Origin of the sequence: Allorhizocola rhizosphaerae, from assembly GCF_003426775.1 — a bacterium.
Lineage (GTDB): Bacteria > Actinomycetota > Actinomycetes > Mycobacteriales > Micromonosporaceae > Allorhizocola > Allorhizocola rhizosphaerae.
Map to the genome: position 1 here is coordinate 24,707 of NZ_QJUG01000036.1, position 25,710 is coordinate 50,416.

General features: G+C 66.3%; 19 protein-coding genes. 10 read left to right on the top strand and 9 right to left on the bottom strand.

The window, feature by feature from the left end:
• Positions 1-56 precede the first annotated feature (56 nt).
• The 4 genes from DM816_RS42370 to DM816_RS42375 form a co-directional block, all read right to left on the bottom strand.
• Positions 57-230 (bottom strand): hypothetical protein, encoded by a 174-nt coding sequence (locus DM816_RS42370; protein WP_162907298.1) that lies wholly within the window; start codon positions 228-230, stop codon positions 57-59.
• Positions 231-554: 324 nt separating this feature from the next.
• Positions 555-2,051, bottom strand: coding sequence for an FAD-binding oxidoreductase (locus DM816_RS10070; protein WP_117209887.1), 1,497 nt, complete (start codon positions 2,049-2,051; stop codon positions 555-557).
• A 229-nt stretch (positions 2,052-2,280) separates the two neighbouring features.
• Entirely contained in the window at positions 2,281-2,523 is a 243-nt protein-coding gene (locus tag DM816_RS10075) for a hypothetical protein (RefSeq protein ID WP_162907299.1), read from the bottom strand.
• 723 nt (positions 2,524-3,246) lie between these two features.
• On the bottom strand, positions 3,247-3,543 hold the full coding sequence (locus DM816_RS42375) for a hypothetical protein (RefSeq protein ID WP_162907300.1): 297 nt from the start codon (positions 3,541-3,543) through the stop codon (positions 3,247-3,249).
• Positions 3,544-3,745: 202 nt separating this feature from the next.
• Here DM816_RS42375 and DM816_RS44345 point away from each other — a divergent pair, with 202 nt between their 5' ends.
• From DM816_RS44345 to DM816_RS10090, 3 genes are all read left to right on the top strand, one after another.
• A complete protein-coding gene (locus DM816_RS44345; RefSeq protein WP_246001798.1) occupies positions 3,746-4,558 on the top strand; it encodes a nucleoside triphosphate pyrophosphohydrolase family protein in 813 nt (270 codons plus the stop codon).
• A gap of 49 nt (positions 4,559-4,607) precedes the next feature.
• A complete protein-coding gene (locus DM816_RS10085; protein ID WP_246001800.1) occupies positions 4,608-5,297 on the top strand; it encodes an HAD family hydrolase in 690 nt (229 codons plus the stop codon).
• Between the two features lie 64 nt (positions 5,298-5,361).
• On the top strand, positions 5,362-5,979 hold the full coding sequence (locus DM816_RS10090) for a GTP cyclohydrolase II (RefSeq protein ID WP_117209890.1): 618 nt from the start codon (positions 5,362-5,364) through the stop codon (positions 5,977-5,979).
• 32 nt (positions 5,980-6,011) lie between these two features.
• Here DM816_RS10090 and DM816_RS10095 read toward each other — a convergent pair whose 3' ends face one another.
• From DM816_RS10095 to DM816_RS42380, 3 genes are all read right to left on the bottom strand, one after another.
• A complete protein-coding gene (locus DM816_RS10095) occupies positions 6,012-9,227 on the bottom strand; it encodes a WD40 domain-containing protein (protein ID WP_162907301.1) in 3,216 nt (1,071 codons plus the stop codon).
• 431 nt (positions 9,228-9,658) lie between these two features.
• Positions 9,659-12,187 carry a tetratricopeptide repeat protein gene (locus DM816_RS10100; protein WP_162907302.1) on the bottom strand — a complete coding sequence of 843 codons (2,529 nt, stop codon included), beginning with the start codon at positions 12,185-12,187 and terminating at the stop codon, positions 9,659-9,661.
• Positions 12,188-12,336: 149 nt separating this feature from the next.
• Entirely contained in the window at positions 12,337-12,549 is a 213-nt protein-coding gene (locus tag DM816_RS42380) for a hypothetical protein (RefSeq protein ID WP_162907303.1), read from the bottom strand.
• 246 nt (positions 12,550-12,795) lie between these two features.
• On the opposite strand from DM816_RS42380, the gene DM816_RS10105 reads away from it, so the two are divergent.
• The 7 genes from DM816_RS10105 (at position 12,796) to DM816_RS10130 (ending at position 22,344) form a co-directional block, all read left to right on the top strand.
• On the top strand, positions 12,796-13,287 hold the full coding sequence (locus DM816_RS10105; protein WP_117209893.1) for an RICIN domain-containing protein: 492 nt from the start codon (positions 12,796-12,798) through the stop codon (positions 13,285-13,287).
• Positions 13,288-14,273: 986 nt separating this feature from the next.
• Positions 14,274-14,834: a hypothetical protein gene (locus tag DM816_RS10110; RefSeq protein ID WP_162907304.1), complete on the top strand. Its 561-nt coding sequence runs from the start codon at positions 14,274-14,276 to the stop codon at positions 14,832-14,834.
• A gap of 261 nt (positions 14,835-15,095) precedes the next feature.
• Complete coding sequence (locus DM816_RS42385; protein WP_162907305.1) at positions 15,096-15,251, top strand: hypothetical protein; 156 nt, start codon at positions 15,096-15,098, stop codon at positions 15,249-15,251.
• A 941-nt stretch (positions 15,252-16,192) separates the two neighbouring features.
• Entirely contained in the window at positions 16,193-18,034 is a 1,842-nt protein-coding gene (locus DM816_RS10115; RefSeq protein ID WP_117209895.1) for an ABC transporter ATP-binding protein, read from the top strand.
• Positions 18,031-19,869, top strand: coding sequence for an ABC transporter ATP-binding protein (locus DM816_RS10120; protein ID WP_211588624.1), 1,839 nt, complete (start codon positions 18,031-18,033; stop codon positions 19,867-19,869). The genes DM816_RS10115 and DM816_RS10120 overlap by 4 nt, the downstream gene beginning before the upstream one ends.
• Positions 19,870-20,131: 262 nt before the next feature.
• The gene (locus DM816_RS10125; protein ID WP_117209897.1) at positions 20,132-21,319 is read left to right on the top strand and encodes an NAD(P)/FAD-dependent oxidoreductase; all 1,188 of its coding nucleotides are present in this window, start codon (positions 20,132-20,134) and stop codon (positions 21,317-21,319) included.
• 128 nt (positions 21,320-21,447) lie between these two features.
• On the top strand, positions 21,448-22,344 hold the full coding sequence (locus tag DM816_RS10130; RefSeq protein WP_117209898.1) for an RNA polymerase sigma-70 factor: 897 nt from the start codon (positions 21,448-21,450) through the stop codon (positions 22,342-22,344).
• A 672-nt stretch (positions 22,345-23,016) separates the two neighbouring features.
• Here DM816_RS10130 and DM816_RS10140 read toward each other — a convergent pair.
• Positions 23,017-23,580, bottom strand: a complete 564-nt coding sequence (locus DM816_RS10140) for a DUF8189 domain-containing protein (RefSeq protein ID WP_117209900.1) — start codon at positions 23,578-23,580, stop codon at positions 23,017-23,019.
• A gap of 294 nt (positions 23,581-23,874) precedes the next feature.
• Positions 23,875-25,710: tetratricopeptide repeat protein (locus DM816_RS10145; RefSeq protein ID WP_162907306.1), on the bottom strand; the 1,836-nt coding region annotated here is incomplete at its 5' end.

Consider the following 25,710-nt stretch of genomic DNA (forward strand, 5'->3'; position numbering starts at 1 on the left):
AGAGCCGCACGCGACCACTGCTGCGAAAGACGTGACAGTGGTCAGCCACCGCTGACCTATTGGTCCAGGCGCGGCAGAACTCTCGACAGCTCACCCATCAGGTACTGAGCCTCCCGGCGCAGTTCCTCTGGATCTGTGCCGCCGTTGCAGTTGCAGTTGCAGTTGCAACCGCCCGCCGTGGCACCCGCGTTGTCATCACGCTCGCGGGCCCTGGTTTCGTTAATCGGCATCGGACTCCCCTCCCGGATCGCCCACGCACTCGCACCCTGTACGACCGCGTTCAGCTCGAATATACAGGAGTAATCATGCCAACCGGGATAATTCAGTGTTTTAACCGCGTGCTGCCCCGGCTCAGTGGCCACCGAGGACAGGTGGGCGGAGTCCGGCCGGGGCTGCTTGGGACCCGGGGTGCGGTAGCGCAGCCGCTCGTTGACCGGCAGGTGTGGATCAGCGGCGAGCGGTCGCTGGTAACGGTTTGGTGGACGTCGGCGACAGTGCAGCGGTCCCGTGGTTGTGGCCTTTCTGCATTATGCTGCAGGCACAGTCTCGTGCGGTCAGAGGTTTGCGCCGATGCCCTGCGTGTAGTGAAAGACGCGATGCAAGTCGTAGCGCCGCTTGACATCCAGCAGCGCATTGTAGTTGCCGCCGTAGTATGCCGACCACCATTGTGGCAGATCCGGATCCGGGAAGTTGACATAGGCTGCCGTGGTCTTCAGTTCCGCCGCGAGTTTGGCGTATGTGGCCGCCTGCCGGGCGCGCGCCTGGCGGCCGACCTCCTCTTTGCCGTGCCAGACGGTGCCGATGTCGATGACGAACTTCGCGCCCCGGTGCACGTAGGCGGTCTCCCATGGCCGCGTGCTGTCGATGACGCCGCCCATGGCGAACAGGGTGACGAATCCGGCGTTGCCCTCCGCGGCTGGCTGCCAGTCCGCGATGCTGTCGGCCATGATCTGCACGGCCGATGGGGTGAGCCATTCCTTAGGTACCAATGACTTTGACGCCAAAGTCTCCGGGGACGGCGGCTCGAGCAGCTTGTCCTGCCCCGCCCAAAAGGAATGTTCTCCTATCTCCTGTTTGGAGGGGCGCAGTGCCAGGATGGGTGCGAGGTGCTTGCGCAGCTCCTTTTCTGGACCGAGGTAGTGGCCCAGAAGCCAGGTCCGCGGCCGCTGGTCCCGCTTGCCAGGGTTGATGAACCCAACCCGGATGTCGAAGTTGTTGTTCCGGTCGTCGTGCAGGATGCCCTGCACGGCGGCGATCACCTTCGGCGCGTGCTCAAGCCGCAGCGTGATGTCGAAGACCGTCGACATCATCTCGCCGACGTCGACGGATTCGAACACGAATCCGGTGTTGATGCCGAAGTTCCCGCCGCCGCCGCCGCGGCACGCCCAGAACAGGTCTTCGAGGTTGCTCGCGTCGCACCGCACCACGTTGCCGTCGGCGAGCACGACCTCGGTGCGCAGCATCCGGTCACACGTCATGCCCCACTTGCGGTCATTGAAGCCCAGCCCGCCGCCAAGCGCGAGCCCGGCCACGCCGACCCCGCCGCACCGGCCGCCCGGGAAGTAGAGATTATATTTGCGCTTGTCGTACACGTCGGAGTTCGTGCAGCCGCCGCCGAGGGTCAGCGTGGGGGTGCCGGAGCGATGGGTGCCCGGGACCACCGACCGTATCCTGCGGATGTCCACGACGAGGCCGTTGGTGGTGCTGTATCCGGCATAGTTGTGCCCGCCGGAGCGGGCCGCGAGCGGCACGCCGTTGTCCTTGGCCCACCGCACCGCCAGCTGCACGTCCTGAGTCGTCGCGCAGCGCACCACGCCGTCCGGGTAGACGTCGGCATAGCGCCCGTTCCACGGCTTGCGCGCGGTTTCGTATCCGGCCACCCCGGGCCGGTACAGCGTCGCTTGTGGACTGAGCCCGGTCTTGAGGGCTGCCCACGCCCGCTCGTCTGCCCGTCGGGTCTCACCTGCTCGGGCCGCTTCGGCGGCGAGGCCGCCGAGCATGCCGAGCGCCGCCGTAGCGCCCAGCTTGAGAAGACCGCGTCGTTGGTACATCCTGCACCTATCCCCCGTGTTGCCGACATTGGCAACATACAGCCTGGTCAGCGTAAGTGTGCGGTGTGCCGGTGTGGCGTGTCTTGATTGGATTCTGGCTCATGTGGAACACGGGATCGGTCTGGCGTAGACGATGCCGCAGGACGGCACCTGCCGTTTGCTGAGTCCGCGGCGGATGGGACACCGCCGCCGTGGCGTCGGGTGTTGCAGTCTCCAAACGGGGTGCGGTTCATCTCCGCGATACGGCCGGCGTGATAGCGGATGCTGGGTGGATGTCGCGCGCATCGGGTGGCAGCGCTCGTGCCTGCTGCTTGATCCGGTTGGTGAGTTCGTCGCCGAGGGTGGGCGACGGGATCAGGCGCAGGACTCCTCCGGCCAAGCTCGCCGCGCCGATCACGCGCAGCCCGCCGCAGTCATCGCGCAGCCCGTTGAGTTCGCGGAGTGTTGACCTGTCCGGCCATATGCGCGCCACCGCCAGAGCCAAGCTTCCTGGCGCACATGAGATCCATCCGGGAGACATGCCGGATCTTCATTGGGAACGTCGTTCAGCACCGTTCTGTGTCTCGGCGCGCTCGCTAACGCCGAGTCGCCTTCACAACGGTCGGCGCCGTCGGTGTGATTGCACGCCGCAATCGTCATTGTTGCCCTTGGGATCCATTGCCGCACGGGTTGGCAACCGCTGTCCTTTCGTGGCCCTCGTCGGCTGCCGCCGTGCCGGGTGGCCAGATATTCCTTGAACCGCGCTGGTCTGCCGGAGCACCGCGTCTGCGTCGTGCAGCGAGCTGTGCCCGCGCCGAATATGGCCTCTGACGGCTCGCCGCGCGCATGTGGTCGCTCCGCTTCGACCGACATGGAAGCATTCGTACCCGATGGTGTCGATGGCCGAGTACGCCGGCTGGACCCGCCCAGACGGACTCTCTATCGATCCGTGGATCCGCACCCGCCAACGCATGGGAGCCCGCGTGCTCTGTCCGGCTCAGAGGTCGACGGTGATTGAAGGAAGCGTCGCTGCCTGGGAGAGCTGGGCGGACATGGTGTTTCCGGTTACGCGGGAATACGTGGTCCCCGGTGCACTCAACCTCCTGCCGATCGATCGGGAACGGCACCACGGCGTATACGTCGAGGAAAACGCGGTCGAGATGCAGGTCCGACTCGGCGGCAGGATGCAACCGAAAACTGCTCACCTTTCGGTCGGCTATCGGTTACCGTTGATCTCCCCGCGGCCAGGCATCATGATTGGCTCCTTTGTGGCGTATTCGCTGTTCAGAACGGTTTCCGCGCGTTCGATGCGAACCATTCGAGAATCTTCGAGGATCGCTTCAGGCTGTTTGGCGGCGAGGTGTCTGCCTCGTTCGCCGCCGACGTGTTTGATCTCGAATTCGTATTCGTACTCAAGCCGTTCACCGGCCACCACTCCAGTTGAGAATAGATGCTGCATTCGCGGCATAGGAGTCACCTGTGCGAGATTGGGAAGCATGACTGTTTCATGCATCGGGTCATGCTCACCTGCTTGCAGCTGGAGTCGCCGCGCTCGGGAGAATCAGTTATTGAGCGCCCATTATGGTGCTGACGGAGGAAGGGGTCTGATGACGAGTCGGTCTGGGTGGCTGCGCACCGGATCCATGCAGGAGAGGCTGCACGAGTCGGTCCGTGCCATCGGCGGCTACTGGCGACCGCTTGCGGCCGTCGCGCGGTTGCTTGAGGAGATCGGCGAGCTAGCCGAGGCGATGAGCGCGGACGAGACAGCGATCTGCTCCGAGATGGCGGACCTGTGGATAATCTCCACCTGCCTGGCGAGCCAATACTGCATCGAGGTCGAGGATCCCGCGCCGCTGACCGGCCGTGTGGCGGGGGCAGCCGAGAGGCTCGATGAGCTCGTGGTCGTTGCCGGAGGTGTTGCCCGAGCTGTCAACTATTACGATGGGCCAAAGACTCCGCGCAACCTCGACGGGTGGCAGCCCCTGCGCATCCTGCTGCCGGCTTTTCACCGAGTGCTTGCAGGGCTCGCCGAGTGTCGTGGCGTTGATCTGGTCAGGGCGGTGGGCGTCAAGCTGGAGGGAATGGTGGCCGTGGACTCGGGACGGTTTGCCGCTCAGTACGACCCGAGTATCGCCAGCTCGCTGGACGCCTTTGCTGGTTCGCTGCCGTCTGGCGGAGGCGGCTTGAAGCGCCTGTGGGGCGCCCCGGATTGGGATCCTGATTCCTTGACGCGACACAACGCCGAAGTCGCCGCGCCGCACGTGTATTCATTCGCCCGATGTGCCCGCCATGAGGGCCTTGATGGGTTCGTAGTCGCGATCGCAGGCGATGGCGGCGCCGACCAGCGACTTGCGGAACTGGTGGAATGGTTGGCCACGTTGGATACCTCGCGACGTTGTGTCGCCCACCGGCGGCCCGGCTCAGCGGCGTGGCGATTGTCGCATCCCGGTGGGGATCTGTGTGCTTCCGTTGTGGTCGGTGCAGGAGGCGAGGGCTTTCTGCTCTTCCAACCCGCCGACGGTTTTTAACCCGGATCGGCGACCCAGAGCGGCCAGGGTTCGCCTGTATCGTTGCCTGGTGTCCGCCACAGCGCCTGCGAGCATCCCTGACGGCATAGGCCATGCCGCGTTGATTTTCGATTGGGACGGGACACTGGTCCACAGCCGTCACGTCAATTTTCGGGCGCTTGCCGATGCGCTACGCGACTACAGTGTGCTTCTCGATCCCGACTGGTATTGGCCACGCCAAGCTGTCTCGGTGCCCGACCTGCTCGTGGTATGGGAGGAGCACTTCGGCCCGCTGCCGGTGTCCATTCCGGACATCACCGACCGGTTCCGCAAGTATGCCATCGATGCCGCACCCACGCTGGTTGTCAACACCGATGTCGCCGACGTCGCCCGGGCTGCGGCGGCCCGTCGGCAGAAGCTGGCGATCGCCTCCAACGCATCCACTATGTCCATCACCGTTGGCTTGGCGGCGACCGGACTTGCCGACCTGTTCCCGGTTGTGGTGACCCGCACGGACGTCAAACAGGGTAAGCCCGCACCTGAGGTCTTCCAACTCGCCGCCCAGCGGCTTGATGTCGACCCGCGCGACTGCCTCGTTTACGAGGACTCGGATGAGGGTGTCGCGAGCGCGCACGCCGCAGGTATGGCCACGTACAACATTTCCACCGGGGTCATGATCCCGGCAATCGCCGCATCAGCCGGGCAGGACACCGATAGGACGACCGACGGTAGCCAACCGCGTCTATTTCCGGAGCGATGAAGTCGGTTAGGGTTAGCCAGGCGCGCCAAGTCCTCGCCACTGTTGGTTCTGCGACGTTGGGAAAATGATGGACAACGAACCCGCCGCTATCCAGCGGATCGCCGAGTTTTCCCGGCCAACTGTGTTCGGCGAGTTCAAGATGACGGTCTACAACAAGGACGGTAGCTTCATCTTCGCCCTCAGCCGCGGTGAGCTCATGGCGGATGAACTGCTAGTACGGGTGCAATCCCCGTGCCTGTTCGGCGAGTCGTTCGGGGTCAACTCCTGCGACTGTGGAGCGCAGCTGACCGAAGCTCTGCGGCTCGGCTCACAGCAGACGAATTTTCTGCTGATCTATCTGTCCAATCAGGAGGGCCGCGGTCTGGGTATGTTCCAGAAGATCAAACTGATCGAGACCGAGGCCAACCGTAAGGTCGGCATGATTGAGGCTTTCGGCATCCTCGGCCTGCCGCTCGAGTTGCGGGAGTATCGTGCCGCCGCGGAGGTCATCCGTGACCTCAACGGCTATCACCCTGTCCGCCTCATGACCAACAACCCCAAGAAGGTGAGCGGTCTTTCCTCCGACGGTATCGCCATTTCCGAGCGGGTGCCGTTGCTGATCAACCCGCCCAATGAGGCGTGCCGGGCGTACCTTTCGGCCAAACGCGATAATATGGGCCATATTATGCCGCATCTGGGCTGAACCGGGTGTCACGGCAGCGTGGTGCCCGCTACCTACTCGTCTCGGGATTCGTATCGCAGAAGGTAAACCCCGGCCGCGCCCACGGTGCACAACAGCCGACCGCCGGGATGCCACGCCACCCAAACGACGGGTCCGGCAACCCTCAGCGCGCAAAGGCATTCGCCGGTCGCCACGTCCCATAACCGCACCGTCTGGTCATTGCTGGCCGTCGCCAGCAACGCGCCGTCCGGCGAGAAGGCGCAGCGGTCCGCCCAGCTGGTGTGACCCACCAGCGACATTGTCTCGGCACCGTCGGACACCCGCCACAGGCGCACGGACCTGTCGCCGCTGGCGGTCGCCAGAAGCGTGCCGTCAGGGGAGAATACACAGCTCGCGACACTGCCGGTGTGGCCGTTCATGATGACGTGTTCGGCGCCGTCACCGACACGCCACAGCCGCACCTGGCCGCTTGCGTTGGCCGCGGCGAGCAGGAGCCCGTCCGGTGAGAATGCACAACTTCTGAACCCCCGGTTGGGGTCTGTGAACGTCGTCAGCGGAGCACCATCGGCCACCCGCCACAAGCGCACGGTACGGTCACCGCTTGCGGTCGCGAGTGTTCGGCCGTCCGGCGAGAATGCACAACTTCGCACCCAGTCGGTATGACCGGTTAGCTCCCGCTCCGGTTGATGGTCGGCGACCCGCCACAGCCGCACCGTCTTATGGCTCGTGGTCGCAAGAAGTTGCCCGTCCGGCGAGAAGGCGCAGCTGATGACGCGGCTCGTGTGACCGACAAGCATTGCCTGCTCTGCGCCGTCGGCGACTCGGCGCAGCTGCACGGTTCCGTCATAGCTTGTGGTGGCGAGTGTTCGGCCGTCCGGCGAGAATGCACAGCTGTTCACCTTGTCACTGCGGGTGCCCAAAACGTGCGCATCGATAAGGGTGTCGGCCGGCCATAGCCGAGCGGTCTGATCGTTGCTCGCCGTGGCCAGTACGGAACCATCGGGCGAGTATGTGCATTTCCAGACGGCACCCGTGTGGCCACTGACCGTCTTGATGAGCGTCGCATCGGCGACGTTCCACTGCCAGACCCTGCCGTAGCTCGTGGTGGCAAGGGTTGTGCCGTCTGGTGAGAACGAGCAGCTGTTTACCTCGTCGGCATCGACGGTTATCGTCACGTGGCTGCTCAGATCGTGGACCTGCCACAGCTTGACCGTACCCGGGCTGGTCGTGGCAAGTAGCCGTCCGTCATGGGAGAACGCGCACCCCCACAGCCCGCTGCTATGCCCGGTGAGGATTGCCTGCTGCGAACCGTCGCCGACCCGCCATACCCGGCCGGTGCCATCGGTGCTGACAGTGACCAGAAGCGTTCCGTCAGGCGAGAACGCGCAGCTGCGGATCTCGCCGGAGTGCCCGCTCAAGACCGCGATCTGTTTGCCCTCCGGGACCCGCCACAGTCGCACGGACATGTCCGCGCTGGTAGACGCCAACAAGGTGCCATCCGGTGAGAAGGCGCAACTGCGTACCCACTCGGTGTGGCCACGCAGCACCGCCACCTGCTCGCCGCTATCCACATGCCAAAGCCGTACAGTCCAGTCGGTACTGGCCGTGGCCAGAAGCGTTCCGTCAGGCGAGAATGCGCAATCCCAGACGCTGCCAGTATGGCCGGAGATGACCCTCAGCTCGGTCCGGGTGGTCAGGCTCCACAGCCGAGCGGTGCCATCGTCGCTCGTGGTCGCCAGCAGTGGCGCGGTGGGTGAGAAAGCACAACTGGTCACCGCGCCGGTGTGGCCCGGCCGCGATTGAGCGGTCGGGCTTGGCCTGTCCGGTAGCGGCCATACCGGGTCCAAATAGGGGCGCGGCAACGTTGTGCGGTAACGGTTCACGACAGCCTCCAGACCAGGGACGTCGCGCAACCGGCTAGCAAGCGTCGCGCCGAGCGCCGCTGGCGGGTGGATCGGCCCGAGCAGCAGTGCGGCGTTCACAAGCTCGTGGCGCAGTATGGCGGTGACTGGGGTGTCGATGAGTTCAAGGTCGGCCTTGACCGGCACTGCCGACCCGAATCGGCGCGTCTTGGCCTCGATCCAGCGCAGATCCTGGAGAAGTCCAGCCAGTTCGTCGTGCCGCCCGGCGAGGTCTAGATGGTATGGAAGGTAGCGCCACAGATAGGCCGAGTCGTCATGCAGCAGCCACCACGGCCTCGTCTCGTTGTAACCCGTCGGCAGCCGCTTGGCCGCCATGTCGATCAGACGCCCGTGCGCCTCGACCCGGGTGCCGCTGCGGCCTCGCACATGTAGGTATGCGCGTACCACGTCGTGCATCACCAGCCGCGCTCCGGGCCAGTCAAGGCGGTAGTCGGAGGCCAGGCCAAGCGCCACAAGCTCTTCGCACAGTGCACCGACGCGCCGACCAGGCCACAGCAATTCCAGTATGTCGAGCGGGATATCCACGTCCTCGGGGAAGATGCCGAGGTCAATGTAACGCTGCTGGTCATCGGGGTGAAGTAGCGCCATACTGGCCCCGACGGTCACTTCCACCGCCTGGCTGCGGTCCGCCGCACGCGTCGGGTCGAACGCGCCGGGCCCGTCCGACTTGAGTTGCCGTATGACCTCGCGGGCCGCCTCATCCGGGGGTTGTCCGTGTACTGCCCGGCGTCGCAACGCGCCGTTGACCAGGTTCAGCAGGATTGGCCAGTGGCCGGCCAGCTCTGCCAGCTCTGCTGTCGGCTCGGCAGGAAGGTCTGAGAGCCCGGTGCCGATGAGCTGTCTCGCCTGCTCGCTGGTCATGGTATCCACCACGATGCACTCGCCATGCAGCGCTATGTCGGGGATGCGGGTCGTGACCAGACGGGTGCAGCGGCGCCCGCCAAACCGGAACGGCCGTAACTGCGTCTCCTCCCAAATGTCATCGACGACGAGCAGGATGGGTTCGCGTTCGTCGAGGAGCCTGCCAAGTTCCGCACCGGCGGCGTCCGGGTCAGAGATAGCCGGGCGCTGCCCGGACAAGGCGAAGATCGTATCGTTGACCCGCAAGGCAAGGTCGGCCCCACGGGTCTCCTGACCGACCGTGACCCACAGCAGGCCGCCAGCAAACCGTTGCAGCACCTCCGGCTGATGGCACGCCCATCGGGCCAGCCTGGTCTTACCGAATCCGCCCGCCCCTTGCAGAACGGTGATCCGCTCCCCCTCGACGGGCGTCCCCGCGGTCAGCGTCGCCACCAGACGGCGGCCAAGCTCAGGTCGCTCCACCATCCTGTCAAGTGGCGGCGCCATCCAAGGCCTTCTCATGCTCGCCGTAGATGTTTCGGGTGCGGATGAGGCGCTCGCTCTCCTTTCACCGCGGATAACAAGCGCCAGACCGAGGACCGCGGCGGGGAAAGCCAGGATGTTCGCCCACCCCGCCACTGCCTCCAGATCGCCCGCCGCTAGCGCCCACACGGGTAGGGCGACACAAACCACAGCCAGACCGAACACGGCCAGCCCAAATCCAATCCGGACTAGTAACGGCCGAACTGCACGCTGACGGTCATCGACGTCCACCCACACATCATTGCCGTGGCTGGCAAGCCGCTGCAGTCATCCGGCCATCCGTCAAACTCCGGCCGTTGGCCCGAAGGCCGACAGGAGTCGTTCTTGAAACCGTTCGGCGGCCACGGCCACACAGCTCCCGGCCCCCCGTAATTACACGGTGACAGTCTCCTCAGTCAGATAGGGGTCGGGCTCACTGGCTCATAGGGAAGGAGGATGGCGAGGTCGATGGTGACCTGAGTGGCGTCAGGGACGCCGAGCTGTTGGTAAAGATCCAGGGCGTGACCGAGGTGGAGAGCGGCGATGGAGGTGTCGCCCAGGTCGAGGGCAGCCCGGCCAAGGCCTTCTAACGCGTGGGCTTCTTCGAGGCGGTGATGGATGCGGCGAGCGATAACCAGGGCCTGCTGGTACAGCTCGTACGCGTGGTCGGGGTCGCCGGTGAGGCGGTGCAGGGTGGCGAGGTGGTTGAGGGCTTCTGCCTCGTCGTCGGGGGCGCCCACCTCGCGAAATACAGCCAGTGCTTCGTGGAGAAGGTGGGCCGCTTCGGTGTATTTGCCGGTCAGATATGTCACGGCTGCGAGGCGGGTAGAGGCGATCGCTTCGCCGTGCTTACGGCCGAGAGATCTGTGCAGTTCGATGGCTTGTCGATGAAGCCTGGCCGCGGCGGAGTAATCCCCCATGAGCCGCCGCGCCATCCCTAACTCGTCAACGGTGTTGGCCTGGCCGAGTCGGTTCCCGACCCCCTGGTGCAGCTCCAGGGCTTGACTGAGCAGATCGGCAGCGGCCGGGTAATCCCCGGTCAACCACCGCACGCTCCCCAGCTCCTTGAGGGTGTTGGCCTGGCCGAGTCGATTCCCGACGGCCTGGTGCAGCTCCAGGGCTTGGCTGAGCAGGTCGGCAGCGGCCGGGTAGTTTCCGGTCAGCGACCGTACGATTCCCAGTTCGTTGAGGGTGTTGGCCTGGCCGCGGTGGTAGCCGACGGCTTGATGCAGCTCCAGGGCTTGACCGAGCAGATCGGCAGCGGCCGGGTAATCCCCGGTCAACCACCGCACGGTCCCGAGATTGTGTACGGCGGTGGCGTGGCCGCGACGGTCGCCGAGCACCCGGTACAGGTCCAGGGCCCTTTGGCACAGTTCGGCTGCGGCCGGGTAGTCCCCGGTCAGTCGCCGCACGATCCCGAGCTCGTTGAGTGCGTGGGCTTGGCCAAGCCGGTCGCCGAGTGCCCGGTACAGGTCCAGGGCCTTTTGACACAGTTCGGCCGCGGCCGGATAGTCCCCGGTCAGTCGCCGGGCGGCCCCAAGGTCGTGCAGGGCGTCGGCCTCGGCGTGCTGGTCGCCGAGCTGGCGGGCGGCGGCAGCCGCGGCGTCATGTAGCTGGATGGCTTGGGTCCAGGGGCCATCGGCACGTAACAGACCAGCGATGCCTGCGGTGAGCGCGACCGTGTGGGCGTGCTGACCGGTCGTGGTGGTGTGGTGTATGCAGGCGAGCAGGTTGGCTTGTTCAGCGCGCAGCCACGCCTCTGCCTGCTCCCAGGTCGTGAACTCAGGTGCGGCGAGCGGCGCCGCCGCCACGGCGCTGGCAGTGCGGGGGTAGCGGGCAAGGTGGGTATCGGCGCAAATGGCGGTGTGCTGATAGAAGCCCAGCAGCCGCCCGATCGCTTCCTGGCGCACGTTGGCCGGGTCGACGGTGATGGTCAGGGTGTTGGCGTGGGCGCGGATGAGGTCGTGCATTCGGTAGCGGCGGTAGACCGGCTCGTCGAGCAGGTGGTCGGCGTACAACCCGTCCAGATGCTGCTGCGCTTCCTCCAATGGAATGCCAGCAAGAGCGGCGGCGGCGTACGGGTCGATGTCTATGCCGGGGTGCAGGCCGAGCAGGCGGAACAATCGCTGCCGATTGGCGTGTAGGTTTTGGTAGGACAGGTCGAACACGGCAGCGACTGTGCGGTTCTCCGCGGTGAAGGTGAGCGGGCCGCCAGATCCGCGCACCTCTCGCAGCAGATCGCCGAGGGTCCAGGACCGATGCCGCAGAAATAGGCTGGCCGTGATCGAGACCGCCAGGGGCAGGTAGCCGCAGGCGCGTACCAGTTCGGCCATGGCGTCCCGGTTGGTGGCGGCGTGTGGCGCCAGACGCATGAACATGGTGATCGCTTCATCCGGGGTGAGGATGTCCAGCGGCAAGGGCACCGCCGAAGGGATATCCCCGAGGCTGCGCCGGGAGGTGACCAGTACCAGGCTGCTGGCGGAGCCGGGCAGGAGAGGGGCAACCTGTTGACTGCTGGCCGCATTGTCCAGGACTAGAAGCAGCCGTTTGTCGGCCGTCCGATCGCGCCATAGCGCGGCCCGTCCGTCCACCGTGGCGGGGAGAAATCGGGGGTCTATCCCATCGGCGGCCAGCAGCTGCGTCAGCGCGTCATCCGGCTGCACCGGTGCTTGCCCTGGGGTGTGGGCGTGCAGGTCGATGAACAACTGCCGGTCACCGAACCGATCCTTGAGCATGTGCGCGACATGTACGGCCAGGGCAGTTTTGCCGATACCCGGCATGCCATCAATCGCATGGATAGCGATCACCCCACCATGCCGCGCGGCATCAGCGGCCGCATTGACGATCTGCTGGAGTTCCTTGTCCCGGCCCACGAATACCGCCTGATCGGCCGGCAGCGTACATCGCGTTGCACCGGGGCCGGCCACAGCCTGCGGCTCAGTCATGGACAGATCCATGCTGGGTGGTGCAGGCAACGCCGAGCCGGCTGCGATACGCCGCCGGGCAGCCACCCACCGGTGCACGTCGCCCTGGTCGCCGCCGCAGGCGCGCACCAACGAAACCACCAAGTCCTCCCGGGGCAACGCATCCCGGCTCAACGCCGCCGTGATCGTGCTCCGCGGCAGCACCTGCCCGACTTGGGCAGCACGTTTTCCAGCCGCCGGAAACCGGCACCGGACCAGTTCTTCAACCGGCGCAACGCGTCCACGAACTCGGTAGCCGTGCCCGCCGCACTCGGATCGGGCAGGTCTTGCCTATCGAGCGATCCAGACACCTCCATCACACCGTCGCCGACAACCCCTGACACATCCAGGATACGACAGCCATAGACGATGCCGCATACACATGAGTGAGAGTGGCCGGGATCGGCCCGGGACAGTCCGGCGCCGCTAAACGTCTGGTGACACATCGTGCGCTGCCCGATCCTGAAGCCTGCAACTTCACCCAGATTGATACGGCCGCTATCAAACGAGACAGCGCGAAATCGGTGTAGCCCCAATGGGTTGGTCACATGCGATGCCGCGCTTGCGAATCTTGAAAGGAGATCCACTCGATGCACACTGTGACGAAAGTCTTCCGCGATACCTGGGCCATCCTGGTCTTGGTGCTCGCAACCTCGATCATCTCGCCCACGGGCCCGGCGGCGGCGGCACCGGACCGTCCGCCCGGCGTGTCCGCCAACCTGTCCGTGTTCTTCCGCAACATCGAGACTGGCCTGTGTCTAGACAGCAACGGCACTCAGATCTACACACATGTCTGCAACGGTGGCGATTGGCAGCGCTGGGATATCACCTACCGGGGCACCTACATCGAGGTACGCAACAGGCGAACCGCCCTGTGTTTGGACAGCAACGGCGTTCAAATCTATCCCCACGTCTGCAACGGTGGCGACTGGCAGCGCTGGGATGACCAGCCCAACCTTCCCCCCACGCCGAACGTCCACGTGCACAGAGTCAGTGGCCTATGCCTTGACAGCAACTACGCGGGTCAGGTCTACCCACACATCTGCAACGGCGGCCTGTTCCAACGCTGGCAAGCCATATAGGCAACGGCCCGGCAACGGCCCCGACGACTCAGGTAAGGCTGCACGGGATGTCGTCCTCCACGGGATTAAGCGAAACGGACGGCGCCAACCACGGGTGTCAGTCGAGTCGAAGTGCCCATGTCCAGGAGTGGGTGGGAGCAACTTGTGGTGCTCCCACCCACGACAGATCAAACCAGCCGTGCGGCGTGGGATGCCGAGTCGGCCGCAGCCGGTATGCCGGCCAGAATGGTGATGACGTTGGGTTGGCTCGGTGGCCGGGCTCGTCCAGGGGTCACGCCGGAGCAACAGCGCCGGCACCGAGCTGGGTCGGTGTGCCCGCCCGTCGTGGGTGGTCCGGTGGTGTTGAGGTTGCGGGCGATGGCGAGAGCAGCGTCGTAGCCGAAGAGGGGTTTTCGTCCTCCGTGAGTGTTTCATCCTGCTGCCCCGGGGGGGTTCGTCTCACTGCGGCGGCGGTGGCGGTCACGGGTCCTCTGGTCTTGACTCCTGTACCGTCGGGACGCTCGGGGTCGCGTCGAGGCCGATCGATCCTTCCGATGCTGTCAGGTCCGGGCGGCGAACGCAAGCGGCGCTTCCGGAATGGCGTTGGTTACACGCACCGGAACGAGCGTCCGCATAGCTGCCTGATTGGCATTCAGAGTGGGAATTGCCTTCCTCGGCCCGCAGGCACAAGGCGCGTAGATCCGCATCATGGCGACTGCGTTCGATCGTCCTACCAACACTTGTCGACCGATCGGCAGTTGCTGTTGCGCCTTCTTGGTACGGTCCGGAGTCTTAATCGATCCCATGCTGCCGCTTGCAAAGCGTGGCCGGGACTGGTGTCAACTGGACCGGGACAGTCCTGCGTCGCCCGACCACTCACCCTGTACCCACTTCGTGCCCAAGGCTGGAACCAGATCGCATCGCATCACCATGCACCTCGGAAAGGAACCGGCATGAAGAAACCGACCATCACTGGCCTACACCGGCCAGGCCTCGTGTTCGCGGCCATGGCGGCCGTCGTGACGGTGACGGTGTCCGCGTCCGCCGCGCTGGCCATCGCCCCAGACCCCGCCTCCCGCATGACCACCAGCTGTTACAACAGCAACGACAGGCAACGCGCCGTGGATGTTCAGAAAGAAGGCACCTGCAACGCCGGCCAGATCGAGCTGACCGCAACAAACTCCATCATGCGGTGGGGGTCAGGCACGGTCCGGCCGATGTCCCGCGTCGGTGGGGTGGCCGTTGTGGCACTGCTTCAGCCGGGCGACAGACTTCCGGCCGGGATCTGGAGCGTCACGGCCACCGTTCTGATCGCCCACAGTCTTGAGGTGAAGTCCTTCCGGTGCTGGATACGGACCGCTGGTACCAAGGCACAAATCGGTGGACAACTGCAGGACTGGGGCGGCGCGGGTGGCTGGCATCGGACAATGACCATCCCAGGCCTCGTCGACTTGGCCCAACCGGACTGGATTGACATCTACTGTTCACACGATTACGACATGCCGACAAACGGTGGCGTAGTGCAAATCGAACACGTCGAGGTCTTCGCACAAAAGATCACAGTTTAGCCCGATCACGGACCGGCGCCGCTGCCAGCGAGGCAGCTCGCGCCGGTCCAGAGAACACCACCACTCGTGGACGAACGCACCCTTCTGGGCGATAACAGTGCGTCTTGGTACGCAGTCCGAACTTGTCTGGGCTCGTGGATCCTTGAGGGCTTGCGGTCGGACGATCGTACCTCGTCGGCGCGATGTGGTGAGGTTTCTGTGCTCGGCAGTTGGGTACACAGGACGACGTACCGCACATCCCTCTCTTCCGTGGAGCCAGAAGTGTTGATATTAGGTCTAGTCCTGCTGCTGATCGGATGGCTGACGGGCATCGGCATCCTGACCACGATAGGCATAATCCTGCTCGTCGTCGGCGCCGTTCTCATGCTGCTCGGCTCGGTCAACCGGCCGGTATTCGGCCGCCGATACTGGTATTAGCTGCAGGTTTTGAGGACCAGGCGAGCTGGGTCCAGGCTTGCGCTGGCGCACGCGGCCAGACGAGCCGGTCGACTTGATCGCGGGTCAGACCCGTCATAGTCGCGACCCCGCGACGGCCGGTCGGCGAAGATTTCTCGTGGTCACAGACCAGGAGGTCTCCCCGAACACGGCCGTCGCGTCCAATGAGGACTGTAGGTGTGAGCGAACCGTCGCATCCAAGGGCATCGGTCAACATCGCCTGAATAGCGCCCTTAACTTGAGTCCGCATTTCATTTCCTCTTTCTTTCGTCCGACAGGGCAATGGCGGGAACGTTCAGACGCTGTAGTCGAAGATCCAGAATCGGCTTGGTGTACCGGCCATGCCTGCGGAGGTGACGGCAGCGACGCGCCAGCGCCCAGTGTTCGCACCGATCCGGTGATCGTGGAAGGTCGCGCCGATCGGGACGATAGGGGCTCGTGGACGCCAAACGCCTCGGTGCACTCTCGTAGGGCCAGCAGCTGACCACGTTCTGCAGACCCGCCGCACCGCATGCGACTCGCGGTCGCCGTCCTGGAGGGGCCGGCACGGCTTCAGGATCAGCAGAGGCATGCTGTTAGCGGCGTGAGTTTCGGAGATGAAGACCTTCCCCTCTGGCGGGCGGCATACGAGCGGCGGGGCGCGGCCGCACCGAACGTGTACCTGCCTCGCGCCAGCATGTTTAGCAGCATCCCCAGCCTTCGCGAAATGGCTTGACGAGCCACTCTCATCGATCAAGACTACTGGTCATGGTGTAAACCTCCGGACCGCGCTGAAGACGTCCGTGCCCGCTCGATGAGCGCGCTCACGTACATCCGTGATGCGTGCCGCACGGGGCGTCCCTTCTTGTGCGCATTCTGCGTGCGCATCCCAGCGGGTCGCCGGCGAGTGCGCCGGCTCTGTCCACAATCGACGGTTCGGAGGAATGGTTTTGTTGGCGCATCTTGTCGCCGACCGCATCGCGCTGCTCAAAAGGCTGCGATCGGTCGGTCCCGGGCTGCTGTCCGGGCTTGTCTTGTTGACCGTCGCGGGCGGCCTGATACCGGCGGCCACCGCATTGACGTTCGCAGCGTTGGTCGGCGGCGTCGCGCGGGACGTTGGCGTAGCGGGTGTCGCCACGACGGCCCTCCTGGCGTACCTGACGGTCCTGTTGCTCGGTCACCTGCTCGGCACGGTTCGCGAGCCGTTGTCCTACCTCGCGCAAATGCGCATCGACGGCGACCATCGGGCGCAGGTGTCCCGGTTGGCCGCGATGAGCGCGACGATCGGTGCGCTGGAACGGGCCGATGTGCAGGTGTTGATCCGCCAGGCGCGGGCCGACCCGGAAAGCTTCATGGATGGGACACCCGGCCCTGGCGCGCTCGCCCAGCTTGACGTGATCGGGCGGGTGATCGGGATCGTGGGCTCGAGCGCTGTCCTGGCCGCCTATGCGTGGTGGCCGGTCCCGCTTTTGGTGCTGTCGGCCGCCGCGCTGTACGGGCTGATTCAGCTGGAGGGCCGCGACTGGCGACGGGTGTGGCGGGGCGTGCTCATGCCCGGCATGCGTGCTGATGTCTGGGCGCAGGCGCTGGTCTCGCCGAGCGAGGGCAAGGAGATCCGGGTCTTCGGGCTCGCCGGCTGGGCGGTGGAACGGATTCAGCAGTACATGCGGGCGGCGTTCGATCCGATGTGGAGCGTTGGCCGCCAGGTGCTCGCCCGCCAGTGGTGGCAGGTCCCGCTGGTGTTCGGGCCGCTCTCGGTCGCCTATCTCGCGGTGACCGCGGACGCGGTCCGTGGCCAGGCGCCGGTGGCGATCGCGGCGGCCGTATTCGCCGCCGCGATGGGCATCTTCCCGGCGGACGCGCACCAGGCCCACCTGACGATCAACGCACTGACCTGTTTGCGGGCGTTCGACCGGCTGCGCGAGGAACTCCCTGAGGCGTCCACAGTGGGCAATGCCGTCGCCGGGCACGCGCCGCGGGCGGCCGCGCCACTGATCCGTTTCGAGGATGTCCGCTTCGCCTATCCCGGTACCGGCAGGCAGGTGCTCGACCACCTGGACCTGGAGATCCGGCCGGGCGAGCTGCTCGGCATCGTCGGTCTCAACGGCGCGGGCAAGTCGACGCTCATCAAGCTGCTCGCATCGCTGTACGAACCGACGTCCGGCCGGATCACCGCGGACGGCGTCGACGTGGCGGAAATCGGGCCTGTGGCCTGGCGCAGGCGGATCTCAATCGTGTTCCAGGACTTCGTGCGCTACCACCTGTCCGCCGCCGACAACGTCGTTCTGGGCAACGCCTTGGCGCCCCGGGACGAAGACGCGCTCGCCGCCGCGGCACGCGACGCCGGCCTCGACGAGGTGGTTGCCCGGCTGCCGCTTGGCTGGGACACCCCGCTGGCCAGGTCGCGTACCGGCGGGGTGGACCTGTCCGGCGGCCAGTGGCAGCAGGTCGTGCTGGCCCGCGCGCTCTATTCGGTGCGTACCGGCGCGCAGGTGCTCGTGCTCGACGAGCCCACCGCGCACCTGGACGTGCGCACCGAATTCGACGTGTTCGGGCGGCTGGCCGCGCACAAGGGCGACGCCACCGTGGTCCTGATCTCCCACCGGCTGTCCACGGTGCGCCAAGCCGACCGCATCGTGCTGCTCAGCGACGGCCGGATCGCCGAGGCGGGCAGTCACGAAGAGCTGATGGCGCTGGGCGGGCAATACGCGGCGATGTTCACGATCCAGGCCGAGCGGTTCAACCGCGGTTATGACGACCGTATCGAGGAAGAGGAGTTGTGGTGACCACCCGGCGGTACCTCACACTACTGGCCGAGCTGGTACGACTGTCGTGGCGCCGCTACCCGTACGCAACGGCAGGCGTGATAGCGGCGACGGTCGCGTCCACGGCGATGACCCCAGCCCTGGCACTCGCACTGCGCGAGGCGATCGACGGCATCGCGGGCGGCGACCGGCGCGCCGCGATCCTCGGTGCGCTCGGCGCCGCGCTGGTGTTCGCCCTGGATCGGTACTTGCGCGATGCCGGTGGGGTTCTGGAAAAGGTGATCGCGGACCAGTTCAGTGCGGTGCATTTGCGCCGGCAGGTTGATCAGGCGCTGGCCGGACTGGAAGGGCTCGACCACCTCGAACGCACCGATCTGTTGGACCGCGTGACGGCGGTACAGGACGCCGGTCACCAGCTCGGCCACGCCCCGTGGCAGGCGATCCGCGCCGTCTGCCACGCGGTGAAGCTCGGGCTGCTCCTGCTTCTGCTCGGTGCCACGGTCAACCCCTGGCTGCTCATCCTGCTCGCCTTCGCCGCCGCGCCGCTGCGGCTCGACCAGTACGGCCAGCGGGCGGTGAGCCGGGCCGACGTCGACACCGCGGAGGACTTCCGGATACAGCGCCACCTGTTCAACATGGCGACCGGACCGGCCGGCGGCAAGGAGATCCGGGTGGCCGGGGCCGGACTCGAGATCGCTCGCCGGCAACGGCAGGCGTGGGAGAAAGCGATCCGCGGTCGCTACCGTGCCAGGGTCCGGGCCGCGGCCTGGCGGCTGACCGGATGGACCATCTTCACGCTGGGGTTCGGCGCCGGCCTCGCCCTGGTCGTGTACCGCACCGCGCGCGGCGAGGGAACCCTGGGCGACCTCGTGCTCGCGATCACCGTGGCGGTGACGTTGCGCGACGCTTTGCAGGACACGCTTTTCGGTGTGAACGTGGCGATGGGCGGACGTACCGGAGCCGAGTCCCTGCTGTGGCTGCGTGACTACGCCCGTGGCGGGGCCCGGCAGACCGCGACACTGCCGCCCCCGGCCGCACTGCGCGACGGCATCACCTTCGAACAGGTCAGTTTCACCTATAGCGGTACCGAACGGCCCGCACTCGACCGGGTCAGCTGCCACCTGCCCGCCGGCTCCGTCGTGGCAGTCGTGGGAGAATACGGCTCGGGCAAGACGACCCTGGTCAAGCTGCTCGCCAAGTTCTACGCCCCGGACACGGGCCGCATCCGCGTCGATGGCATCGATCTCGCCGAGCTCGCCACCGATGCATGGCGCGCCCGCTCCAGCGCCGCGTTTCAGGACTTCGGCCGGTTTCACATCCGCTTCGGCGACGCCGTCGGCATCGGCGATCTGCCGCATGTCGACGACGACGCCCGTGTGCTCGACGCGGTGCGCGCGGCCGACGCCACACCGCTGGTCGAACGCCTCCACAATGGACTCGACACTCAACTCGGTCGCCGCTTCGATGGCGTGGAACTCTCAGAAGGCCAATGGCAGAAGACCGCGCTCGCCCGCGCGTCCATGCGCGCGGAGCCGCTGCTGTTCGTGCTCGACGAGCCCACCGCGTCGCTGGACGCACCGAGCGAGCACGCCATCTTCGAGCGATACATGGCTCGCGCACGCGAACTCGCCGGCCGCACCGGTGCGATCACCGTGGTCGTCTCCCACCGGTTCTCGACGGTCACCGGCGCCGACCGCATCCTCGTACTGGATCGGGGCCGCCTGGTCGAGCAGGGCACCCATCAGGAGCTCCTCGCCGCCGACGGACGCTACGCCGACCTGTACACCATCCAGGCCACGGCTTACGCGACGGTGTCAGAGGGCATCGGGAAACCTGTTGGCGGCAGCGCTGGCTAGAGCCTGGCCTTGAGCGCACCCCCGGACTGTGCGGCGTGGGTGAGTTCTTCGGGTGGTCCGGTGATGGGTGGGTGAGGGCGCGTGCAGTGATCTGCCCTGGCGGGGTTGCTTCGTCCGCTGGGCGGTGTCCCTCCCCGATGCTCCGGTCCATGGCGAACTCGGTGCCGGGCGCTTGCTCTGTGGAGTGATCTGTCTCACGCCTGTCACAGCGGCTGGGCATGTGGTGTCTTGTGCCCGAACACCTGGATACGAAGGAGACACCATGACCGGGAACACTCATGTGGTCGTTATCGGCGGCGGATACGCCGGCATCATGGCGGCCAATCGTCTGACACAGCGCGATGACGTGACGGTGACCCTGATCAACCCGCGCCCGAGTTTCGTCGAGCGGATCCGCCTGCACCAGTTGGTGGGCGGAACCGACGACGCCGTTGTCGAGTATGGGGATTTACTGGCCGAGGGCATCCGGCTGGTCGTGGACACCGTGACCCTGATCGATGCGGCTGCGCGCACGGTGAGACCGGCGGCCGGCGAACCGCTTGGCTACGACTATCTGGTCTACGCGGTTGGCAGTGGCAGCGCCGGCCCGAGCGTGCCCGGCGCGGCCGAATTCGCCTATCCGGCCGCCAGTCTGGAGCAGGCGCAGCGGCTGCGGTCAGTCCTCGACGCCACACCGGAAACGGCCTTGGTGACGGTTGTCGGTGGCGGTCCGCTCGGTATCGAGACGGCTGCCGAGCTCGCGGAGCTTGGGCGTACCGTGACCCTGGTCTGCGGCGGGCAACTCGGCCCGTACTTGCACCCATGGGGCCGGCGCTCGGTGGCCAAAGGGTTGTCCAAGCTAGGTGTGACCGTGATCGACGGCCCGGGTGCGAATGTGACCACGGTGAAACGCGATGCGGTGCAGCTCAGCGACGGCCGCGAGCTCCCAAGCAGGGTGACGATCTGGACAGCCGGCTTCGGCGTTCCAGACCTGGCCGTGCGCAGCGGGCTGAGGACCGACGCCTTGGGCCGCCTGCTCACCGACGAGACGCTGACCAGCGTCGACGACGACCACATCGTCGCCGCTGGGGATTCGGCGGCCCCTTCGGGCCTGCCGTTGCGGATGAGCTGCCAGGCGGCGCTTCCACTGGGCTCGCACGCCGCCGACACTGTGCTCAGCCGGATAGCCGGTCAACAACCTGCGAATTTCAGCAAGGGGATCGCCGCCATGTGCGTCAGCCTGGGGCGCCGGGCTGGTGTCTTTCAGCTCGCCCACCGCGACGACACCGCGATGTGGCTTCATCTGACCGGCCGGCTTGGCGCGAAAGTCAAGGAAGCTGCTTGCAAGAGCCCCATCACGCAGCTGGCGGACGAGGCACGCAAACCCGGTTCGCACACCTGGCCGGTCAAGGATGCCAAGCGCCAGCAGCGGCTCCAGGCCAAGCACGGCGGTGCGCTCGCCCCCCGCTGACGGGCACTGCCGACCGCGCCAATCCGGTTGCCGGAATCGAACGGCTAGGAACCAAAAAGATCTTACGGTGGATTCACGCTCGAATGCTTTCGACAACCTGGGCCGGTCACGAAGGAGGGTTTCGCCACATGAACGACCGCGCCATTGACCCGGCGACAGAAACCTTCGTGGCTCACCGCAATCTGCTTTTCACCGTTGCCTACGAGATGCTCGGATCGGCGGCTGACGCCGAAGACGTCCTGCAGGAAACCTGGCTGCGGTGGGTCAAGGTCGACCTGGCGCAGGTGCGTGACCAGCGTGCCTACCTGGTCCGGATCACGACCCGGCAGTCACTCAACCGGCTGCGCACCATGAAGCGCCGCAAGGAGGCGTATATCGGCTCCTGGCTGCCTGAGCCGCTGCTCACCACGCCGGATGTAGCCGACGATGACGAACTCGCCGAAAGCATGTCGATCGCGCTGATGCTCGTCCTCGAGACGCTGTCGCCGACAGAGCGTGCCGTCTTCGTGCTGCGCGAGGCCTTCGACGTCAGCTACGACGAAATCTCGGCCGCCGTCGGCAAAAGCCCTGCGGCCGTCCGCCAGATCGCGCACCGCGCCCGCCTGCACGTTGATGCCCGGCGGCCCCGCGAAGTGGTCCCCCCAGGCCAGACCCGGGCGGCGCTGGCGTCGATGCAGCATGCGCTCGAAACCGGAGACCTGCAAGGTCTCCTCGACGTGCTCGCCCCTGATGTTGTCCTCGTAGCCGACGGCGGCGGAGTCAAACAGGCCGCGCTGCGGCCCGTCACCGGTGCCGAGAAAGTGGTCCGCATGGTCGTCGGCGGTCTCGGCAAGAACGAAAGTGCGCTCACCTGTGAACCCACCGTGGTCAACGGCAACCCGGCACTCGTCGTACGCCTGGACGGCGAACTCGACGGCATCATGGCGGTCCGCGTCGAGGGCGCCCGCATCACCGGCCTCTACTACGTCCGCAACCCGGAGAAACTGACCCGCGTCGAGTCCGAAACCTCGCTCACCCTGCGATAAACACCGCACCGTAGCTATTTATTTGAAGGAGTCGATATGCTCACTCGGGCCCCTCGGTGCAGGGCTGTGCCTGGCCAGCAGAGGTCATCCTCGGCCTGACCCACCGCCAAGCGACAGGATGGGCCATCAGCAGACCGGGCAGCCCGCCATCACAGCCCCTACCGTCGTTAGCCCTTGCCCCGACAACGAATACACACCGTAGACGCCGAGATCCGCGGAGAGGCGCTGGCCCCGCACGACGCCATGGTCGCGTTCAACGGTGGGCGGCCACTCACGTGTCTGGCCTGAGGTCAGTGTCAGCCCGGTGCGGCGACGGCCGCCAGCGTCGTTGAGAACGGCGGTACCCCTCCCGGCGTACCTTGCCGTGAACTGGGCTGACCGCAAGTTCAGGGCCTGCGATGACGGGTGAGGGTTCATATGCTGACAGGTTGGGTGCACGTCAAACATGAGAACGGATAGCCGGGCGGGCGCTGATGCGCCCGCCCGGTCTGCTGTCGCGAACTCACTTGACTGCAGCGACAGCATGAGGTTCCTGTTGGCTGCGTCCAGCTCGTTGAGTTGCTTGGCGTAGGTCGCAGCCACTGCTTCGTGGCCCGACCGGACCGCCTCGTCGACCGGGCCCAGTGAAGCCGGACTTCGCCCGCCGTCTCGAATGCGGATCAGAAATCTCGTTCAGATTCTGAACCATCCGGTCCATGGCGAAGCGTAGGGCTGCGTGTGGCGATTACACCAGAGATTGGCGTCGCCACCTCTGGCGCAGACACCGAGCGTGCCGTTGATGATGACCGTTGTCGGCTCGCTGTAGAGCTTTCCGCCGATGGATGTCCAATAGTACCAAGGCCCTGAGTTGGGTGCACTTTGCCAGGTGGTGTACATCTCGTTATTGCGGCCTACGGCGAACACTTCGACTTTGCAGTCACCGTTGCGGCCTACGTCGAGGTTGCCGTAGAGGAACCCGCCACCGAGTGAGTTCCAATTACTCCAGCTACCGCCGGGGCTGAGCTGCCAGCGATGCTCTGAGGAGTTACCGTCGCTGATCCTGAAGTCCTCGTATCGGCCGTCACAGTTTTGGATTCTGGTAATCGGCCCGGCATCGATCGTTTTGTCGCCGATCTTGCTGGCCAAGATGATGCCTTGACCCTTATCGGCTTGGTCAGCGACGGCTGGAGTGGACGGCCCACCAGCCAGTGCGGTGAAGAGCGTGGCCGTGACCGCCAACGCCCGTAACACATTCATGCATGACCTCCTTCGTATCGAAGCTCTTGATGTTGTGAAGACACTTCCGCCGGCTATTTGCGGGCGGTGTCATCCGGTTCAGGTTCGCGCGACCGACGCGTTACGGACGAGAGGTCCGGTGGCGCGGGACTGTCCCGGTCCGCTTTTGGGAGTCACGCAGCACGGTGGCCGCGATCCTGAGCCGGGATGCGTTACCCCGGAAAGGATTTCGTGGTCGCGCTGGTGCGTACCCGCGGAGGCGATCGAGATGAGGTGGACCGGTGGGTGACTGTCAGGTGCTGAGGGGTGCAAAAGCTATTCGGAGCCGGGTGGGGAGAGCACCGCTCGCACCCGGTTTTCCAGCAGCACCAGGCCCGCCTCGCGGGCCATTGCCAGCGCCCGCCTCGCGTGCTCGGGCGACTCCCCCGCCTGGGTCAGCCCGGCCAGCGCGAGTATCTCGGCCCGCCGGTACCGGATGGTGTGCGCGAGATCCCTTGCCTGCGTGTAATAGTCGATCGCGAGCGCGGTCTCGCCGAGGCGCCGGGCCACATGCCCCAGGACGTTGAGCGCGTCCACCTCGATCCGTGGCTGGTTCATCTCCCGCAACGTGCGCAAGGACTCCTCCGCGATCCGCCTGGCCTCGGTGTGCCGGCCGGAATCGGTGTGCACCTCCGCCACCCCGATCATCGAGGCGGCCTCGTAAAGGCGGGCGCCGAGCGTGCGGCTCAGCGCGGCCGCCGCGGCGAAGTGGGCCCCGGCGGTCTCCAGCTCACCGAGCTCCCGGTGGACTTCGCCGAGGTTGTCGACCGCCATCTTCTCGGAAAACGGCAGTCCCGCCTGGCGCGCGGCGGCGGCCGCCCCCGCGAACTGGTCGCGGGCCTGCAACAGCTCGCCCCGCTCGAGCGAGACGATGCCGAGGCCGCCGAGGATGCGGGCCAGGTTGGCCGGCGCGGTCTCGGGATTCCGCAGCGCGATGGCATGGGCCTGGCTGAGCCGTTCGGAGGCCTCGGCCAGCTGGCCGAGTTCGAGATGGGTGAGCGCGAGGTTGTGCAGCATCCGCATCTCGGTCTCGTCGCCGGCCAGTGCGGCGTCGGGCAGGGCCGCCGACATCTCGCGGCAGGCGTCGTCGAACCGGCCAACGTTCAGCCACAGGGTGCCGCGGCTCAGGCGCAGCCGTGCGGACATCGCCGGGTCGCCGGACGCCGCCTCGAGCGCGGCGTCCACGGCCGTGCCCCACGCGTCGACGTGGTTGCGGTTGCGCAGATCCGGCTGGATCGCCTCGAAGAGGCGCAATGCCATGGGCGCCAGGCCGTCCGCGGCGGCCGCGCGGATCAGCGCGACAAGGTTGTCGCGCTCGGCGTCGAACCACCGCATCGCCTCTTCCTGGGTGTCAAACGCCTGCCCCGCTTCGCCGCCCGTGCCGAAACCGAGGACAGCTCCGGCCGCCAATGCCGTTTGCAGGTACCAGTCGAGCAACCGCTGGCGTGCCAGGCGGCGGCTCTCCTGGGGCTCATCGGACTCGAGCCGGTCGACCGCGTACAACCGGATGAGATCGTGCAGCTGGAAGCGCCCGGCGGTGTGCTCGGTGATCAGGCTGGCGGCGGTCAGCGCGGCAAGTCGTGACCGCGCCTGCGAGCCATCGACTCCGTAGAGCGCGGCGACCGACGCCGCTCCGAAGTCCATTGCCGGGTACACGCCCAGCAACCGGAACGCACGCCGCTCGGCTTCCGCCAGTGAAGCGTACGAAAGGTCGAACGCCGACCGCACCCCGACCGTGGGCTCGCCCACCGCCGCCAGCCGGGCCAGCCGGTCGCGCCCGCGCAGTTCGTCCGCGTACTCCGCGACTGTCGCGTGCGGACGCGCGGTCAGGTTGACCATCGCGATCCGCAGGGCCAGCGGTAGCCCGCCGCACAGTGCGATCAGTTCGGCGACGGCGGCCGGTTCGGCGCGCGCCCGGTCGGGCCCGAGCAGTGAGGCCACGAGCGCGTGCGCGTCGGCGGGGTCGAGCACGCCGGGCGTATGCGTCCGGACACCGGCGAGCGCCGCGAGCCCGCTGAGCGTCGCCCGGCTGGTGATCAGCACGGCGCAGCCGGGCGTGCCGGGCAGCAGCGGCAGCACCTGCGCGGCGCCCGCGGCGTCGTCGAGCACCAG

What these genes read in the sequence shown, in the direction of transcription:
- DM816_RS42370 (WP_162907298.1), bottom strand. Translation starts at nt 230, where the DNA reads ATGCCGATTAACGAAACCAGGGCCCGCGAGCGTGATGACAACGCGGGT.
- DM816_RS10070 (WP_117209887.1), bottom strand. Translation starts at nt 2,051, where the DNA reads ATGTACCAACGACGCGGTCTTCTCAAGCTGGGCGCTACGGCGGCGCTC.
- DM816_RS42375 (WP_162907300.1), bottom strand. Translation starts at nt 3,543, where the DNA reads ATGCATGAAACAGTCATGCTTCCCAATCTCGCACAGGTGACTCCTATG.
- DM816_RS10090 (WP_117209890.1), top strand. Translation starts at nt 5,362, where the DNA reads ATGATGGACAACGAACCCGCCGCTATCCAGCGGATCGCCGAGTTTTCC.
- DM816_RS10095 (WP_162907301.1), bottom strand. Translation starts at nt 9,227, where the DNA reads ATGGCGCCGCCACTTGACAGGATGGTGGAGCGACCTGAGCTTGGCCGC.
- DM816_RS10100 (WP_162907302.1), bottom strand. Translation starts at nt 12,187, where the DNA reads ATGACTGAGCCGCAGGCTGTGGCCGGCCCCGGTGCAACGCGATGTACG.
- DM816_RS10105 (WP_117209893.1), top strand. Translation starts at nt 12,796, where the DNA reads ATGCACACTGTGACGAAAGTCTTCCGCGATACCTGGGCCATCCTGGTC.
- DM816_RS10110 (WP_162907304.1), top strand. Translation starts at nt 14,274, where the DNA reads ATGGCGGCCGTCGTGACGGTGACGGTGTCCGCGTCCGCCGCGCTGGCC.
- DM816_RS10115 (WP_117209895.1), top strand. Translation starts at nt 16,193, where the DNA reads ATGGTTTTGTTGGCGCATCTTGTCGCCGACCGCATCGCGCTGCTCAAA.
- DM816_RS10125 (WP_117209897.1), top strand. Translation starts at nt 20,132, where the DNA reads ATGACCGGGAACACTCATGTGGTCGTTATCGGCGGCGGATACGCCGGC.
- DM816_RS10130 (WP_117209898.1), top strand. Translation starts at nt 21,448, where the DNA reads ATGAACGACCGCGCCATTGACCCGGCGACAGAAACCTTCGTGGCTCAC.
- DM816_RS10140 (WP_117209900.1), bottom strand. Translation starts at nt 23,580, where the DNA reads ATGAATGTGTTACGGGCGTTGGCGGTCACGGCCACGCTCTTCACCGCA.